Source organism: Tabrizicola flagellatus (assembly GCF_046295235.1).
In the GTDB taxonomy this organism is placed as follows: domain Bacteria; phylum Pseudomonadota; class Alphaproteobacteria; order Rhodobacterales; family Rhodobacteraceae; genus Tabrizicola; species Tabrizicola flagellata_A.
Genome location: NZ_JBKBLV010000018.1, coordinates 60,098 through 76,070, shown reverse-complemented (window position 1 = coordinate 76,070; position 15,973 = coordinate 60,098). Strand labels below are relative to the sequence as shown.

Here is a 15,973-nt window from a genome sequence, read left to right as displayed (position 1 = left end):
TCGCCGTCTCGCCGGGGCGATAGGCGGGCTTGTCCAGCGACAATTCCAGAGTGTCTGGGGTGGCCGAGGCATCGGCGGGCGCATACCAGCCCGCGTAGAATTCCATCGACGAGGCCGCCTTGCCGCCATCGGCCCGTTCCACCACGATCTCGTAGGTGCCCCAGGTCACATCGGCGGCGATCTCGGCCGCTTGCGCACCGGGCCGCGCCTCGCCCTCTGCCACCAGCTGACGGCTGACCACCGGCTCCCAGCTCCATTCACCGAAGTTCTGATACCACTGGTAGTCGTATTGCACGCGGTTGACCTTCCAGCGCAGCGGCAGATCGACCGCCGACTCGCCCGCGCCGACCGCGATCAGCTGGAACCGCGCCTGACCGCCCTCGGGCGCCACGCCTTCGAACAGGGGCTTGATGCCGATCATCGGCTCGGACGGTGCCAGCGCGCGAACCAGCTCGCGCTGGACCGGGCGGCCCGAGCCCTCGGCCACCCGCACCGTCACCCGCGCCTCGAGCGGGCGGAAGGGATCGGCCACCTCGGGCAGGGCGACAGGCAGGGTGGCATTGCCGGCCTCGTCGGTCTCGGCCCCCTCCAGCGCAGCCATCTGGGCGCTGAAAGGCTGGTCGTGGCGGCCGAAGACATAGCCGGGGAACTTCTCCAGCCCTTGCGCCGCGCGCAAGAGCACTTCGCCCTCGACCGCCAGCCCCGCGCCCGGCGCGCCGAACAGATAGCGCGCCGACAGGGTCAGGTCGGCGGACGCGCCGCCGAGGGTCAGCGGCGCATCGCCCATGGTCAGGTCGAAGTCGATGCGTTCGGGCAGGAAGTCCTCGACGAGGAAGGTCTTCGCGGCAAGCGCCGGGGCTTCGACATCGGCGAAGATCTCCAGCCGCCACACCCCGCGCGGCGCGCTGCCGGCGATCTGCTGGCTGAACACGTAACCGCCGGCCCAGTCGTTCACCACGGTCCGGGCATATTCCACCCCGTCCGGGCGCTTGAGCACCGCCGTCAGGGGCAGCCCCTCGACCGCCTTCTGTTCCGGATCGCGGGCCAGAGCGGTGACATAGACCGTCTCGCCCGCGCGATAGGCGCCGCGGTCGGTGGTCAGGAACACATCCACCGGCGGCGCGGCCTCGCGCCCCGCCACGCCCCTGTCGGACAGGTCGAACTCCGGCTCGGTCAGCGACAGGAAGGCGATGTCCTGTTCGCCGTCCTTCACCACCACCATCGCCGGGGCGCTGCCGCCTGTTCCGCGCGTGAGGCCCGCGTCGAACCGCACATAGCCCCGGTCGTCGGTCGCTGCGGTGCCCAGAGGCGCGTTGGCGCGGTTCAGAAGCTCGACCGCGACACCGGCCCTGGCCTGCGCGGTGGACAGGCTGCGGACAAAGACATGCAGCCCGTCAACTCCCGACATCGTGGTCACGCCCAGATCCGAGACGACGAACCACTGCCAGGCAGGCGGAATGGTGTAGGGGTCCACCCCCGGAACCTCGGCCTTCAGCGCATAGATGCCCGCCGGCTGGCCGGCCAGCGCCTCGCCCATCGGCAGCCGGGTGGTCACGTCGCGGTTGACCTCCTGCGCCACGCTGGCCGAGCCGGTCCAGAGCTTCTCGCCCACCTCGCCCGAGAAATACTCCTCGGAATAGACGTCGATCGGGGTGCCGAAATAGTTGGTCTGGATCGCGCGGAGAAGGTTGCGGTCGGTGACGCGGTAGAGCGTCAGGTCCAGCCTTTCGGTGTTCACCGTCTGCACCGGCAGCGCCGGCTCGCCGGCCTTGGGAAGCACATAGCCCCGTCCGGGGAACTTCACCCCCGGATTGCGGTCGCGGACATACTGCGTGATCTCGACCGACTTGGCCAGGGTCTGGCCATCAGCCGCCGGAAGCCCCTCGCGGAAGGTGATGCTGTAGCGCTTGCCGTGTTCCAGCCCCGCGACGCACAGCTGCCGCCAGCCGCCGTTCTCCACCACAAGGCCCGGATCCTTCAGCTGCACGAAGGTCGAATAGTCCACCCCCGAGGCCACCAGATCCTCGCTGAAGGTGGCGCAGATGCGCGGGCGTGCCAGATCGGACTGCACCTGCGTCTCGGCAATGCGGAAGCCATATTTGCCGATCGCCGCATCCAGAAGCGCCGCCGTGTCGGTCCGCTCCTGCAACGATTGCGCCAGCCGCAGCGCCTGCACCGTGTCGCGCCCGCGTCCGTTGCGCTCCAGCACATCGGCCATGGTCACCAGGATCGTATGGCGCAGCGCGGCACTGTCCGCGCGCAGGTAGCCGTTCACCGAGGACAGCATCGCCTGGTTGAAGAAGTAACCCGACTGGTTCTGGTCGGCGAGCCCCGCCTGGAACTGCCGCCGCGCGAACTCGCCCCAGGTCGCCGCGTCGTCGGTCCGGTTCAGCGCCGCCCCGGTGAAGGCCGCCGCCCCCGCCCAGTCGCCCCGTGCCTCGGCCTCGGCGGCCGCGGCCAGATGCTCCTCGGCGCTCCAGGGCCCCGTGGTGTGCTGCCGGCCCAGCCCCTGCGCCTGGTCGAAGGCGGGCTGGATGTCCCAGTCGGGCAGGAAGCCCAGCTCGTTCCGCCGTTCCGCCGCCGCGGCCCGAACGGCGGGGTCCGATTCGACGACCCGCGCCGACAGCGCCCCGGCGAAGAACGCGCCCTCCCCGGGGCTGTTCTTCACGAAACACGACCCGTTGCGCGTGTTGAACACATAGGCCTCGCAGCGCGCATTGCTCAGGCAGGCGCGCTCGCAAGCCTCGACCGTCGTGTCGAAGGCCGACGCGATGTCGCCCCCCGGCAGGTCCTCGTCCTGGGTCACGATGAATCGCCGCTCGGGGATGAGGTCCTGCGCCAATGCCCCGCCCGCAATGCCCAGAAATGCCGCCGCCACCGCAGCTTTCACAAACCCGCGCATCGAAATGCCTCCCTGACCGATCAGCCTGACTGTCGCATGCCGCCCCGGCCCGAGGCAAGCACGCGCAAGTCCGCTTTGCCGTTAAGCCTTGGTTCATCCTGATCGGCGAGGCTAGTCGCGAATACCCGACGTGGGCGCCCGCCCGCGCCGGAACGGGACCCGAATTCGCCGGCTGGGGCAGCATGGATCTAACCGAACGACTGGTCAGGGAACGGCGCGCGCGATTGGCGGCCGAACGCCTGCTCGACCAGAAAAGCCGCGAACTGCACGCGGCCAACGAAAAGCTGGCGATCCACGCCCGCGCGCTGTCCGACCAGATCGTCGAACAGCGCCAGGCGGTGAAGTCCGCCCGCTCCGAGGCGGAGCTCCTGAAGCACCAGAACACCCGCTTCGTCGAGGATCTGGACCGCGCCCATACCGCGGCCGTCATGGCCGAACGCCGGCTCTGGGACGCGATCAACACCATCCGCGACGGCTTTGCCGTGTTCGACGCCGACATGCGGCTCGTTCTTGCGAACGAAGCCTGCCTGGCCTGGTTCGCCGGTCATCCGGTGGCCCCCGGCATCTCCTATGCCGAACTGGCCGCCGTCTTTGCCCGCACCATGCTCGACCTCGGCGAGGAAAGCCCCGAGGCCGTCGCCGAGCGCATCTGCGCGCGCCTGGAAGACGACCGGATCGAGCCTATCACGCTCAAGCTGCGGACCGGCAACTGGATCAAGCTTCAGGAACGTCGGGCCAACGACGGCGGGATCGTCTCGCTCATCATCGACATCACCGAACAGATGCGCATCTGGGCCGCCATCGAGGCGATCCCGGATGGCTTCGTTCTCTTCGACCGGGAGGACCGACTCGTGTTCTGCAACCAGCGCTATCGCGACATCCATCCAGCCAGCTCGGACATCATCGAGCCGGGCGTCACCTTCGAGGAAATCCTGCGCCACGGTCTGAAGATGAAGAAGTATCCAGAGGCCGAAGGGCGCGAGGATGCCTGGCTGAAAGAACGGCTGGAACGCCATTTCGCCCCATCGTCGATCAGCGAACAGCAGATGCCGGGTGGCAGCTGGCTGCGCGTTCTTGAACAGGCGACGCCCGACGGTGGCCGGGTCGGCCTGCGGGTGGACATCACCGAGTCGAAGCACCAGCAGAAGGCGCTTGAGGAGGCCCGCGCCGCCGCCGAGGCCGCGAATCGCGCCAAGTCCGCCTTCCTCGCCAACATGAGCCACGAGATCCGCACGCCGATGAATGGCGTCGTCGGCATGGCGGAACTTCTCTGCGACACCACCCTGACCGATAAACAACGCCTCTTCGCCGAGACGATCCGGTCGTCGGGCGAGGCGCTTCTGGTCATCATCAACGACATCCTCGACTATTCCAAGATCGAGGCGGAACGTCTGACGCTGCGCCCCGAACCCTTCGACCTCGAACGCACGATCCACGAGGTGACGATGCTCCTCCAGCCGCGCGCGCGGGAAAAGGGCATCGATCTGATGATCGACTTCGACATGTTCCTGCCCACCCGCTTCGTCGGCGATCCCGGTCGTCTGCGGCAGGTGCTGACCAACCTGATCGGCAATGCGGTCAAGTTCACCGAGACAGGCCATGTCCTGACCCGCGTCGTCGGCATCGAGGCCGAGGACAGGACCCAGACCCTGCATGTCACGGTGGAAGACACCGGCATCGGCATCGCGCCCGACCATCTCGACCACATCTTCGGCGAGTTCAACCAGGTCGAGGACGAACGGAACCGCAAGTTCGAGGGCACCGGGCTTGGCCTCGCCATCACCCGGCGGCTGATCGAACACATGGGCGGCGCGGTCTGGGTGGACAGCGAACTGGGCCGCGGCTCCTCCTTCGGCTTCCGCGTCACCCTGCCGGTGGCCGAGGATGAGGGGCCGGTCCAGGTGCCGGTCGCGGTGCGCCGGGTGATCGCGGTGGACGACCAGTTCATCAACCGCACCATCCTCGAACGCCAGCTGGCCCCCTGCGGGATCGAGGTCGCGCTCTGCCGCTCGGCCGCCGAGGTGCTGGAAAGGCTCGCCAGCGACCCGGACTACGACGTGGTCCTGACCGACCATGCCATGCCGGAGATGGACGGGGTGCAGCTGCTCGAGGCGATCCGCGCCGCGGGCCATACGATGCCGGTGCTCCTCCTGTCCTCGAACCCCGCGGGCCTCGGCTCTCTCGCCCATGACTTCGCGGCGATCCTGCAGAAGCCGATCCTGCGGTCAGACCTCTACCGGCACCTGCAGGCGCTGACCGCCCCCGCCGTCGTGGCGGCGGACCCGCCGCCCCCGCCCGCCCCGGCCGATCTGCGCCAGATGCGGGTCCTCGCGGCCGAGGACAACCGGACGAACCAGCTCGTCTTCCAGAAGATGGTGCGCGACATGGACATCGACCTGCGCTTCGCCGACAACGGCCGCATCGCGGTGGAAATGTTCCAGGACTTCCAGCCCGACCTCGTCTTCATGGACATCTCGATGCCCGAGATGGACGGAAAGGAAGCCGCCCGCATCCTCCGCGCGACGGGATCGGCGGTGCCCATCGTCGCCCTGACCGCCCATGCGATGGAGGGCGATGCCGAGGGAATCCTTGCCGCCGGGATCGACCGCTACCTGACCAAGCCCCTGCGCAAGACCGCCATTGAGGCCACGCTCACGGAATACTGCCCGCCCGAGGCCCGGCCTCCGGTCACGAGCGTGGTGGAAAGCGCCGCCTGACTGCCAGCACGGTTGCGCCCGGCGCGCCCGGACCGCCACGGAGGTCTGCCCGCCCCCCGGATTTGCCCTTTGGCAAATACTCTCGGGGGGTGCGGGGGGCGAAGCGCCCCCGCGGCCGAGCCGGTTGGCCGCAGGCCAGAGGCGAGAGAAAAGGCTTGCGCGCCAGCGCTCGATGCGGTCGGCCGGCCCCGGGACCAGCCGCCGAGCACATCTTGCCAAATCCTTAACGGAAAATGACAAGCTTATGATTTTCTTATGAAATCCTGAAATGTCCACCGTGGACAGGCCGTCAGCCGTCCCGCAGGACCTCCAGGAAGGCCGCGCCGAAACGCTCGATCTTCGCGTCTCCCATCCCCTGGATCCGGGCCAGGTCGGCCAGGGTCGAAGGCCGCCGCTCCACGATGGCCCGCAGGGTCGCATGGGTGCAGGTCAGATACTTTCCCGTCCCGTCCTCGCCCCGGGCCAGGGCCAGCTGCACCTCCGCCAGCCGGTCGAAGAGCGCCCCTTCCGGCCGCCCCGCCAGCCGCATCCGCGCCGGGTGCAGCCCCTCGGCGGCCCCGGTGATGACCTCCAGGAAGGCCGCGCCATAGCTTTCCAGCTTCTTCGCCCCGACACCGGTGATCCCAGCCATCTGGTCCAGGGTCGCGGGCTTGCGTTCCGCCATCTCGATCAGCGTCCGGTCAGGGAAGACGACATAGGCCGGCACGTTCTGCGCCTCGGCCAGCGCCCGCCGCCGGGCCTTGAGCGCGGCAAGGAGGCCCGCATCCTCTTCCGCGACCTGCGCCCGCACCACCGGCTCCTGCTCGCCGGCCGCCGCCACCGTGTCGCGGCGCAGCGTCACCGTCGCCTCGCCGCGCAGCACCGGCCGGGCGGCCTCGGTCATCCGCAGCGCGCCATGCCGGTCGGGATCGGGCCGCACCAGGTCGCGGCCCATCATCTGGCGGAACACCGCGCCCCAGGCCGGTTTCGACAGGTCGCGGCCCACCGCGAAAGTCGGCAACTGGTCGTGCCCCCTTTCGCGGACCTTCGCCGTCGCGGTTCCGGTCAGGATGTCGATCAGATGCCCCGTCCCGAACCACTCCCCCGTCCGCAGGATCGCCGACAACGCCTTCCGGACCGCCTCGGTCGCGTCGAACAGCTGCGCCGGCCGATCGCAGAGATCGCAGTTCCCGCAGGGCTCGGCCGTCTCGCCGAAATAGCCCAGCAGCACCTGCCGCCGGCAGCCCAGCGCCTCGGCGAGGCCCAGGAGAGCGTTCAGCCGCGCATGGTCCGCCACCTTCCGGTCCGTCGGCGCCGCGCCCTCGTCGATCTGGGTCCGGCGCAGGCGGATGTCGTCGGGACCATAGAGCGTCAGCGTCTCGGCCGGGCTGCCGTCGCGGCCCGCGCGGCCGATCTCCTGGTAATAGGCCTCGATCGACTTCGGCAGGTCGGCATGGGCCACCCAGCGGATGTCGGGCTTGTCGATCCCCATGCCGAAGGCCACCGTAGCCACCACGATCAGCCCGTCCTCGCGCTGGAACCGGGTCTCGACCAGACGCCGCACATCCGCCTCCATTCCGCCGTGATAGGCCACGGCCGGATGCCCCGCCTCGCGCAGCGCCTGGGCCAGCGTCTCGGTCTTGGCGCGGGTCGCGCAATAGACGATGCCCGACTGCCCGCGCCGCGCGGCGGCAAAGCGCAGGATCTGCGCGCGCGGGCCATCCTTGACCGCGAAGGCCAGGTGGATGTTCGGCCGGTCGAAACCGCGCAGGAAGGTGACCGGCGCCTCGCCGTCGAAGAGCCGCGCCACGATCTCCGCCCGCGTCTCCTCGTCCGCCGTGGCTGTGAAGGCGGCGAGCGGCACCCGCAGGGACCGGCGCAACTCGCCGATCCGGAGGTAGTCGGGGCGGAAGTCATGCCCCCACTGGCTGACGCAATGCGCCTCGTCCACCGCGATCAGGCCGCACCGCGCCCGCCGCAGAAGCGCCGCCGTGCCGGCAGAGGCCAACCGTTCGGGCGCCATGTAGAGAAGCTTCAGCCGGCCGTCGTCGACGGCCCGGAACACCTCTTCGGTTTCGTCATCGGTATTGCCCGAGGTCAGCGCCCCGGCCTCGACCCCCGCTGCCCGCAGCGCCCGCACCTGATCCCGCATCAGCGCGATCAGCGGCGAGATGACGACCGTCACCCCTTCGCGACAGAGCGCGGGCAACTGATAGCACAGCGACTTGCCCCCGCCCGTGGGCATGATGGCCAGCGTGTTCCGACCCTGAAGCACCGATTGCACGATCTCGGCCTGGCCCGGCCGGAACTCGGGAAATCCGAAGACGGAGTGGAGAAGCCGGGCCGCGTGGTCCAAGGATCAGGTCGCGGTCAGAGGAAGGCCGCCACATTGTTGCGCAGGATGATCTCCAGCGCGTAGATCCCGATCAGCACCACCAGAGGCGACAGGTCGATCCCCCCCATGGCCGGCAAGAGGCGGCGGATGGGGCCGTAGAGCGGTTCGAGCAGGCGATTCAACCCGTGCCAGACCTGCGCCACCAGCGGCTGGCGGATGTTCAGCACCTGGAAATTGATCAGCCAACTCATCACGAAATGCGCCAGGATCAGGAACTTGGCGATCCCGAGGATCAACATCAGGATTTCATAAAGCGAGGTCATCGGGCACTCCGTCCGGTCTGCGCCAGAGGTAGCCGCCGGGGCGGCGAAGAGCAATGCCTTCCGCAGCGTTCCGCTTGACGCAGGCGCGCGGCCGGGCAAGTCAGGGCGCCCAACCGGAGTGTGCCGATGTATCCCTTCCTGCGCATGTTCAAGGAACTGGCCCGCGCCCGCCGCATGCCGGCGCTCGGGCTGTTCGACACCCATGTCAGCCATCACCTCTGCTGGCCCTGGGATCTGGACCCGTGGGTCGAGTTGAACAACGGCCGCACGCTGACGCTCTACGACCTGGGCCGCCTGCCCTTGGGGGCACGAACCGGCCTGCACCGGGTCCTGAAGGCGAAGGGCTGGGGGATGACGGTTGCGGGCTCTTCCGTGCGCTACCGGCGGAGGGTGACGATGTTCTCGCGGCTTACGACCTACAGCCGCTGCCTCGGCTGGGACGACCGCTTCCTCTACACCGAACAGTCGATGTGGCAGGGCGACGACTGCGCCTCGCAGGTGCTGATCCGCTCGGCCGTCGTGGGCAGAACGAACGGCACACGGACCGGGATCGTGCCGCCGGCAGAGCTGGCCGTGGCGCTGGGGGCCGCGCCGGAGAGCCCAGCCCTGCCCGCCTGGGTCCAGGCCTGGATCGCGGCAGAGGCCACCCGTCCCTGGCCGCCCGAGCGGCGGGGATAGGCTCCTCGCCTGCCTGCGGCGCGCTCCTCGCCGCGACGAGCAAGCGGCAGCGACGCGAAGAGCCTTCGCTTGCGCCGCGCCCCGTTTCCGGGTTCACTTCCGAAAAAGGCAGGGGGCAGGCATGGCAACCGAACGTCAGCGCATCTGGGGCTGGTATTTCTTCGACTGGGCCAGCCAGCCCTACAACACGCTGCTCCTGACCTTCATCTTCGGCCCCTATTTCGCCGAGATCGCCCGCGGATACTACATGGGCGCGGGTCTCGACGAAGAGGCCGCCAAGGCCGCGGCGCAGGCCTACTGGGGCTGGGGCCTGGCCATCGCCTCCTTCGCCATCGCGGTGCTGGCCCCGATCCTCGGCGCCATCGCCGACGGCACCGGGCGCCGGCTGGTCTGGGTCTGGGCCTTCTCGGCGTTCTACGTCGTGGGTTCCGCCGGGCTCTGGTGGGTCGCGCCGGGCGGGGGCGAGGCGATGCTGTTCTGGGCCGTCTGCCTGTTCGGCCTGGGTTTCATCGGGATGGAATTCGCCACGATCTTCACCAATGCGCTGATGCCCTCGCTGACCCAGGCCGACGATCTGGGGGCGATCTCGGGCTCGGGCTTCGCCTTCGGCTATCTGGGCGGCCTTCTGGCCCTGATCGTGATGCTGCTGTTCTTCGCCGAAGGGGCGGACAGCGGTCGGACGCTGCTCGGCACGCCGCCGCTTTTCGGCCTCGACCCCGAGGCGCGCGAGGGCACGCGGTTCGTCGGGCCCTTTACCGCGCTCTGGTACGTATTGTTCATGATCCCCTTCTTCCTCTGGGTGAAGGAACCGCACACCGACCGCCGCCCACTGCACCTCGGCCGCGCCTTCGCCAGCCTGCGCGACCTGATCCGCTCCCTGCGCTACAGGCGCAGCCTGTCGGCCTACCTGGCCTCGTCGCTGTTCTACCGCGACGCGCTGAACGCGCTTTACGGCTTCGGCGGGGTCTATGCCTCGGGTGTCCTGGGCTGGTCGATCATCCAGATCGGCATCTTCGGCATCGTCGGTGCCGTGACCGCGATGATCGCCGCCTGGATCGGTGGGCGGGCCGACCGCGCCTATGGGCCAAAGCCGGTGATCATCGTGTCGATCCTGGTGCTGATCTTCGTCTGCCTCGTCATCGTCGGCATGACGCGCGAAAGCCTCTGGGGCATCGCGCTCGACCCCGCCTCCTCGATGTCGGACCGCATCTTCTTTGCCTGCGGGGCGCTGATCGGGGCGGCCGGCGGGTCGCTTCAGGCGGCAAGCCGGACGATGATGGCGCGCCACACCACGCCCGACCGTGCGACCGAGGCCTTCGGCCTGTTCGCCCTGTCCGGCAAGGTCGCCAGCTTCATGGCACCCACCCTGATCGCGCTGGCCACGACGATCAGCGGATCGCAGCGGATCGGCATCGCGCCGCTGATCCTGTTGTTCCTGATTGGCCTGGTTCTGCTAAGCTTCGTCAAACCGAAAGGCGAGATGCCCGCATGACCCTGATCCGCATTGCCCTGCTGGCCTGTCTCCTCGCAACCCCTGCCCAGGCCGAGAAGCTTGCCAACAAACTGTTCGGCGCCAAGGCGTCACCTTCTCGGCAAGAGCCGATGCCGATCGGCTCTTACGCGCGGGGCTGCGCGGCGGGGCTGGTGCAACTGCCCGAGACCGGGCCGACCTGGCAGGCGATGCGGCTGTCGCGCAACCGCAACTGGGGCCAGCCCGAGATGGTGCAGTTCCTGATGGACCTGTCGCAGACCGCACGCGACATCGGCTTTGGCCGGGGCCTCTACATCGGCGACATCAGCCAGCCGCGCGGCGGGCCGATGACATCGGGCCACGCCAGCCACCAGATCGGTCTGGACGCCGACATCTGGATGCTGCCGCCGCAAAGCCTGTCGCTCAGCGTCGCCGCGCGCGAGGAGATCAGCTCGATCCCGGTGCGCTCGGCAGACCAGAGGTCGGTCACGGGCAACTGGACGAAGGTGCATCACCGTCTCTTGAAGGAAGCGGCCAGCGACCCGCGCGTGGACCGGATCTTCGTGGCCGCCGCGGTGAAGATCGAGATGTGCAAGACCGCGAAGAAATCCGACCGGAAATGGCTCCAGAAGATCCGGCCCGTGGCCGGGCATGACACGCATTTCCATGTCCGGCTGAAATGCCCCGCCGGCGCACGGCTCTGCGAGACGCAGAAGCCCACGGTGGACGACCTGTCAAAGGGCGGCGACGGCTGCGACGAGACGCTCACCTGGTGGGTGACGGACTACCTCAACCCGCCCAAACCGGGGGCGAAGAAGCCCAAGGAGGACGACGCGCCCAAAAAGAAGGGCCCGCGCGAGTTCACCATGGCCGACCTGCCGAAACAGTGTCAGGCGGTGCTGGCCTCGGACTGAGGTTGACTGCGGCCCGCGCCGGGTATAGGTCGCGCTCGCCCCGCCCTGGGGCCAAGTCTCCGCGACCTTGCCAAAACGGACCACAGCATGCGCATCCTGATCCCCGGCGTTCTCGCCATGGCGGCGATCGTCGTCGCCTCGAACATCCTCGTCCAGTTCCCGCTGGGCGCCTTCCTGACCTGGGGGGCGCTGAGCTACCCCTTCGCCTTCCTCGTCACCGACCTGACCAACCGCCTGCAAGGCCCCGCCGCCGCCCGGCGCGTGGTGCTGGCCGGGTTTGCGGCGGGTATCTTCTGTTCCTTCGTCGGCACGCAGATCACGGGCGAGTTCGGTCCGCTCGTCACTTTGCGCATCGCGCTGGGGTCGGGCCTCGCCTTCCTGTGCGCCCAGCTTCTGGACGTGGCCGTGTTCGACCGGCTGCGGCAAGAGTCGTGGTGGAAGGCGCCGCTGGTCTCCACCCTCCTGTCCTCGACGCTGGACACGGCGCTGTTCTTCACCATCGCCTTCTCGGCCACGCTGACCTTCCTGGAGCCGGGCAACGATGTCTCCTGGGCGACCGGGCCCGCGCCGCTTCTGGGCGTTGGACCCGAGGCGCCGTTCTGGGTTTCGCTGGCCGTTGGTGACTGGCTGGTGAAACTTCTGCTCGCCTTGGTGGCATTGTTGCCATTTCGATTGGCGGTCGCGAAACTGGGCGCAAAGGTTGCGTGATTTCTTTTGACAAACACAAAATCTGTGGCACGCTCCCCCTATCGGCAACTTTTCGAAAGGAGGTGATCCAGTGTCTAGAGTGATATTGGAGAGAGGTGTCGGGACAGTCGGGAGGGGAATTTTCTAAGGGCAGCCCCTGGAAAATGGACCACCGATTGGATTTGGATGCCTAACTGGCCCATCTCCTTGGATCTCGGAAAGGGTTGCCTGAGCAGGGCAACCCTTTCTCTATTTCGCGGCGGGGCAACGGGCCCCTACCGGCGTGCCGACAGGCCCGGATTGCCCATTCCTTGGTCACTTCGCCCCGGCAGTGCAGGATCGCTGCAAGAAAATCCACATGGGCCCTTGACCAAAGCGCTGTCCCGCATATCGTCGGTGGGGAAAATCGCAGATATGTGATGTGGCACTCGGGCCTTGGGCGCAGACGGCAACCCGTCTGCGACGGGGCCTTTCGACGTTTGGGGAATGTCTTGAAACGGCAGATCAGACTGGGGCTCCTCCTGTCGCGCTCGGGCAGCTATTCGCTGATCTCCGAAGCCTGCCGCTCCGGCGCGCTGGCCGCCATCGCCCGGGTCAACGGCGACCCGAGCCTGGACCTGAGCTTTCAGCCGGTCGAGCGCGACCCCGGCGGCAACATCGATGCCTACGGACCGCTCTGCGAGGAGATCCTGCGCGACAGCGGGGCGCGGCATGTGCTGGGCTGCATCACCTCGTGGAGCCGGAAGGAAGTGATCCCGACGGTGGAAAAATACGGCGGGACGCTCTGGTATGCGGTGCCTTACGAGGGGTTCGAGGCCTCGGACCATGTGGTCTATACCCATGCCTGTCCGAACCAGCACCTTCTGCCGCTGCTCGACTGGGTGATGCCGGCGCATGGGCGGCGGGCCTATCTGGTGGGCTCGAACTACATCTGGGGCTGGGAGATGAACCGCCTCGCCCGCGAACGCATCACCGCCGCCGGCGGCGAGGTCGCGGGGGAACGCTACCTGCCCATCGGCTCGCCCGAGGTCGGTCGGATGATCGAGGAACTGCGCTTTGCCCGGCCGGATTTCATCCTGAACTCGCTGATCGGCCCGTCGTCCTACGAGTTCATGGCCGCCTACCGGGCGCTTGGCCTTGAGGACGCGGCCTTCCGGCCCGACCGCTGCCCGGTCCTGTCCTGCAACGTGACGGAATGTGAACTGCCGGCGCTCGGCCAGGCGGCCGAAGGGCTGGTGGCGGCCGGTCCCTATTTCCGGGGTGTGCCCGGCTGGCCGGGCGAGGGTAGCTTCGGGTCCTCGCACGAGGCGGCGGCCTTCTCTGCCGTCATGGAACTTGCGCGGCTTCTGGCGGGGCGCGAAGGGGCCGAGAACTGGCCGCTGTCGCAGCTTCTGGCCGACCGCGCGGGGATCGTCGATCCAGAGACGCACCACACGGTCCTGCCGGTCATCATCGCGCGGGTCGAGGGCGGGGCGTTCCGGCCGCTAAAGCGGTGGGAGGCAGTGGCAGGCGACCCTTACCTCACGCGCAGCCGGACCGTCCCGGCCCCGACCTTGAGGGTGGTGTCATGAAGCGCCGCCCGATCCGGATTCCTAACCTCGGCGGCGCGCAGGCGATCATCCTGCACCGCCCCCATGCCACCGTGCAGGCGCTGGCGCGGCAGCTGACGGCGATCGGGTTGCAGGTCACGCAATCCTGGCCGGACCTGGGGCCCGAGGCGCTGGCGGCCGACTACATCTTCTTCGACGCCGACATGGGCCATGACGGCATGTTCCCCTGGGAGCCGGGCCAGCCGCCGATTCCGATGATCGCGCTGATCGGCTCCGAGGCGCCGGGCCGGATCGAGTGGTCGCTGAAGGCGGGCGCGCATGCGCAGCTTCTGAAGCCGGTGGGCGACAGCGGGGCCTATTCGGCGCTGCTGATCGCGCGCGACGCCTTCGACTCACAGAAGGCCCTTTCGGCCGAAATCGCCGACCTGCGGCGGCGGCTGGAGGACCGGCAGACGGTGGTCCGCGCGGTGACGCTTCTGGCCGCGCGGGGCAAGTCCGACGCCGAGGCCTATGCGCAACTGCGGCAAATGGCGATGGCCTGGCGGATCAGCTTCGAGGACGCGGCCGCGCGGATCGTCGCGGCGCAAGGGGGGGCGGATGACCGATCTGAGCGCGGCTGAAGCGGTTCCCCAGGGCGCCCTTGCCCGGCTGATGCGGCGCAAGCTGGCGCTTCTGGGGCTGGTCATCATCGTTGTCGTGGTCGCGGGCGCGGTCCTTGCGCCCTGGATCGCGCCCTTCGACCCCAATGACCAGATGTTCGACGGCCTGACGCTGGAGGGCGCGCCGATGCCGCCGGACGGAAAGTTCTGGATGGGCACCGACCTTCTGGGCCGCGACCTGTTCAGCCGCCTGCTTTACGGTGCGCAAACCTCGCTGGTGATCGGCGTGGTGGCGAATGGTCTGGCGCTGGTGATCGGCACGCTGGTCGGGATCACGGCGGGCTTCTTCCGGGGCTGGATCGGCGGCATCCTCATGCGCTTCACCGACCTGATGATGGCCTTCCCGGCGCTGCTTCTTGCCATCTGCCTGGCCGCGATCTTCCAGCCCTCGCTCTGGATCGTCGCCATGGTCATCGCGCTGGTGAACTGGGTGCAGACCGCGCGGGTGATCTATACCGAGACCTCGTCGCTTGCGACGCGCGACTTCATCGCGGCCGAGCGGACGCTGGGGGCCTCCACCTCCCGCATCCTCTTCCGCCACATCCTGCCGCATCTTCTGCCCACGATCATCGTCTGGGGCACGCTGGGCATCTCGACCACCGTCCTGCTGGAGGCGACGCTCAGCTTCCTCGGCATCGGCGTGCAGCCGCCCACGCCCAGCTGGGGCAACATCATCTTCGAGAACCAGACCTACTTCCAGACCGCGCCCTGGCTGGTCTTCATCCCCGGCGCCGCGATCATCCTGCTGGCGCTGGCCTTCAACCTGGTGGGCGACGCACTGCGCGACGTGCTGGACCCCACGCAACGGGGGCGCGACTGATGGCCGCCTACCTGATCCGCCGCCTGATCCAGTCCGCGCTGATCCTTCTGGGCGTCAGCTTCATCACCTTCTTCCTGCTCTACGTCCTGCCCGCCGACCCTGTGCGCCAGATCGCCGGGCGGTCGGCGACGGCGCAGACGGTGGAAAACATCCGCGAGCAGCTGGGCCTCGACAAGCCCTTCGTCGTCCAATACGCGCGCTACATGGGCGGCCTTCTGCAGGGCGACATGGGCCGCAGCTACCTGCAGAAGACGCAGGTGGCCGAGCTGATCTGGTCGCGCCTGCCCGCCACGCTCCTCCTCATGGCGGGGGCGATTGTCTGCGAACTGGTCTTGGGCCTGACCATGGGCATCATCGCCGCGCTCTGGCGCGGCCGGACCATCGACCAGACCCTGATGGTCACCTCCTTCATCACCGTCTCGGCCCCGCAATTCGTGGTGAGCCTCCTCCTCCTCTACATCTTCGCGGTGAAACTCGGCTGGTTCCCGATCGGCGGCTACGGCACCTTCGCGCATCTGGTCCTGCCCGCCGTGACCCTGGGCATCCTCGGGTCCGGCTGGTACTCCCGCATGATGCGGTCCTCGATGATCGACGTGCTGCGCGCCGACTACATCCGCACCGCCCGCGCCAAGGGGCTGACCCGTGCGCGGATCATCCTGCGCCATGCCCTGCCGAACGCGATCCTGCCGGTCATCGCGATGATCGGCATCGACATCGGCATCTTCATGGGCGGGATCGTCGTCGTCGAAAGCGTGTTCGGCTGGCCCGGGATCGGGCAACTGGCCTGGCAGGCGATCCAGCGCGTCGACATCCCGATCATCATGGGCGTCACGCTCGTCTCGGCCTGCGCCATCGTGCTCGGCAACCTTCTGGCTGACCTGATAGCGCCCCTGATCGACCCCCGCATCCGACTTCGCTGAAACCCAACAGGAGAGAAT

At 68.3% G+C, this 15,973-nt stretch carries 12 protein-coding genes; 9 read left to right on the top strand and 3 right to left on the bottom strand.

Going from position 1 to position 15,973, the window contains the following annotated elements; translation table 11 throughout:
- On the bottom strand, nucleotides 1-2,902 hold a 2,902-nt coding region (locus ACK4IU_RS09980; RefSeq protein WP_409734455.1), incomplete at its 3' end, for an alpha-2-macroglobulin family protein.
- A 182-nt stretch (nucleotides 2,903-3,084) separates the two neighbouring features.
- Between ACK4IU_RS09980 and ACK4IU_RS09975 the strand changes: the two genes are divergently transcribed.
- Nucleotides 3,085-5,619: a response regulator gene (locus ACK4IU_RS09975; RefSeq protein ID WP_409734453.1), complete on the top strand. Its 2,535-nt coding sequence runs from the start codon at nucleotides 3,085-3,087 to the stop codon at nucleotides 5,617-5,619.
- Nucleotides 5,620-5,908: 289 nt separating this feature from the next.
- On the opposite strand, the gene recQ is transcribed toward ACK4IU_RS09975, so the two are convergent.
- Nucleotides 5,909-7,954: a DNA helicase RecQ gene (gene recQ / locus ACK4IU_RS09970; RefSeq protein WP_409734451.1), complete on the bottom strand. Its 2,046-nt coding sequence runs from the start codon at nucleotides 7,952-7,954 to the stop codon at nucleotides 5,909-5,911.
- Between the two features lie 14 nt (nucleotides 7,955-7,968).
- Nucleotides 7,969-8,256: a YggT family protein gene (locus ACK4IU_RS09965; protein ID WP_409734449.1), complete on the bottom strand. Its 288-nt coding sequence runs from the start codon at nucleotides 8,254-8,256 to the stop codon at nucleotides 7,969-7,971.
- A gap of 126 nt (nucleotides 8,257-8,382) precedes the next feature.
- Between ACK4IU_RS09965 and ACK4IU_RS09960 the strand changes: the two genes are divergently transcribed.
- The 8 genes from ACK4IU_RS09960 (at nucleotide 8,383) to ACK4IU_RS09925 (ending at nucleotide 15,955) form a co-directional block, all read left to right on the top strand.
- On the top strand, nucleotides 8,383-8,934 hold the full coding sequence (locus tag ACK4IU_RS09960) for an acyl-CoA thioesterase (protein WP_409734447.1): 552 nt from the start codon (nucleotides 8,383-8,385) through the stop codon (nucleotides 8,932-8,934).
- Nucleotides 8,935-9,055: 121 nt separating this feature from the next.
- The gene (locus tag ACK4IU_RS09955) at nucleotides 9,056-10,426 is read left to right on the top strand and encodes an MFS transporter (protein ID WP_409734445.1); all 1,371 of its coding nucleotides are present in this window, start codon (nucleotides 9,056-9,058) and stop codon (nucleotides 10,424-10,426) included.
- A gap of 2 nt (nucleotides 10,427-10,428) precedes the next feature.
- Nucleotides 10,429-11,319: a penicillin-insensitive murein endopeptidase gene (gene mepA / locus ACK4IU_RS09950; RefSeq protein WP_409734457.1), complete on the top strand. Its 891-nt coding sequence runs from the start codon at nucleotides 10,429-10,431 to the stop codon at nucleotides 11,317-11,319.
- Between the two features lie 87 nt (nucleotides 11,320-11,406).
- Nucleotides 11,407-12,027, top strand: a complete 621-nt coding sequence (locus ACK4IU_RS09945; protein WP_409734444.1) for a queuosine precursor transporter — start codon at nucleotides 11,407-11,409, stop codon at nucleotides 12,025-12,027.
- 470 nt (nucleotides 12,028-12,497) lie between these two features.
- On the top strand, nucleotides 12,498-13,577 hold the full coding sequence (locus ACK4IU_RS09940; RefSeq protein WP_409734441.1) for a transporter substrate-binding protein: 1,080 nt from the start codon (nucleotides 12,498-12,500) through the stop codon (nucleotides 13,575-13,577).
- On the top strand, nucleotides 13,574-14,176 hold the full coding sequence (locus tag ACK4IU_RS09935) for an ANTAR domain-containing response regulator (RefSeq protein WP_409734439.1): 603 nt from the start codon (nucleotides 13,574-13,576) through the stop codon (nucleotides 14,174-14,176). Before ACK4IU_RS09940 ends, ACK4IU_RS09935 begins: the two co-directional genes overlap by 4 nt.
- The gene (locus ACK4IU_RS09930) at nucleotides 14,154-15,035 is read left to right on the top strand and encodes an ABC transporter permease (RefSeq protein ID WP_149588705.1); all 882 of its coding nucleotides are present in this window, start codon (nucleotides 14,154-14,156) and stop codon (nucleotides 15,033-15,035) included. Before ACK4IU_RS09935 ends, ACK4IU_RS09930 begins: the two co-directional genes overlap by 23 nt.
- Complete coding sequence (locus ACK4IU_RS09925; protein ID WP_409734437.1) at nucleotides 15,035-15,955, top strand: ABC transporter permease; 921 nt, start codon at nucleotides 15,035-15,037, stop codon at nucleotides 15,953-15,955. Before ACK4IU_RS09930 ends, ACK4IU_RS09925 begins: the two co-directional genes overlap by 1 nt.
- Nucleotides 15,956-15,973: the final 18 nt, after the last annotated feature.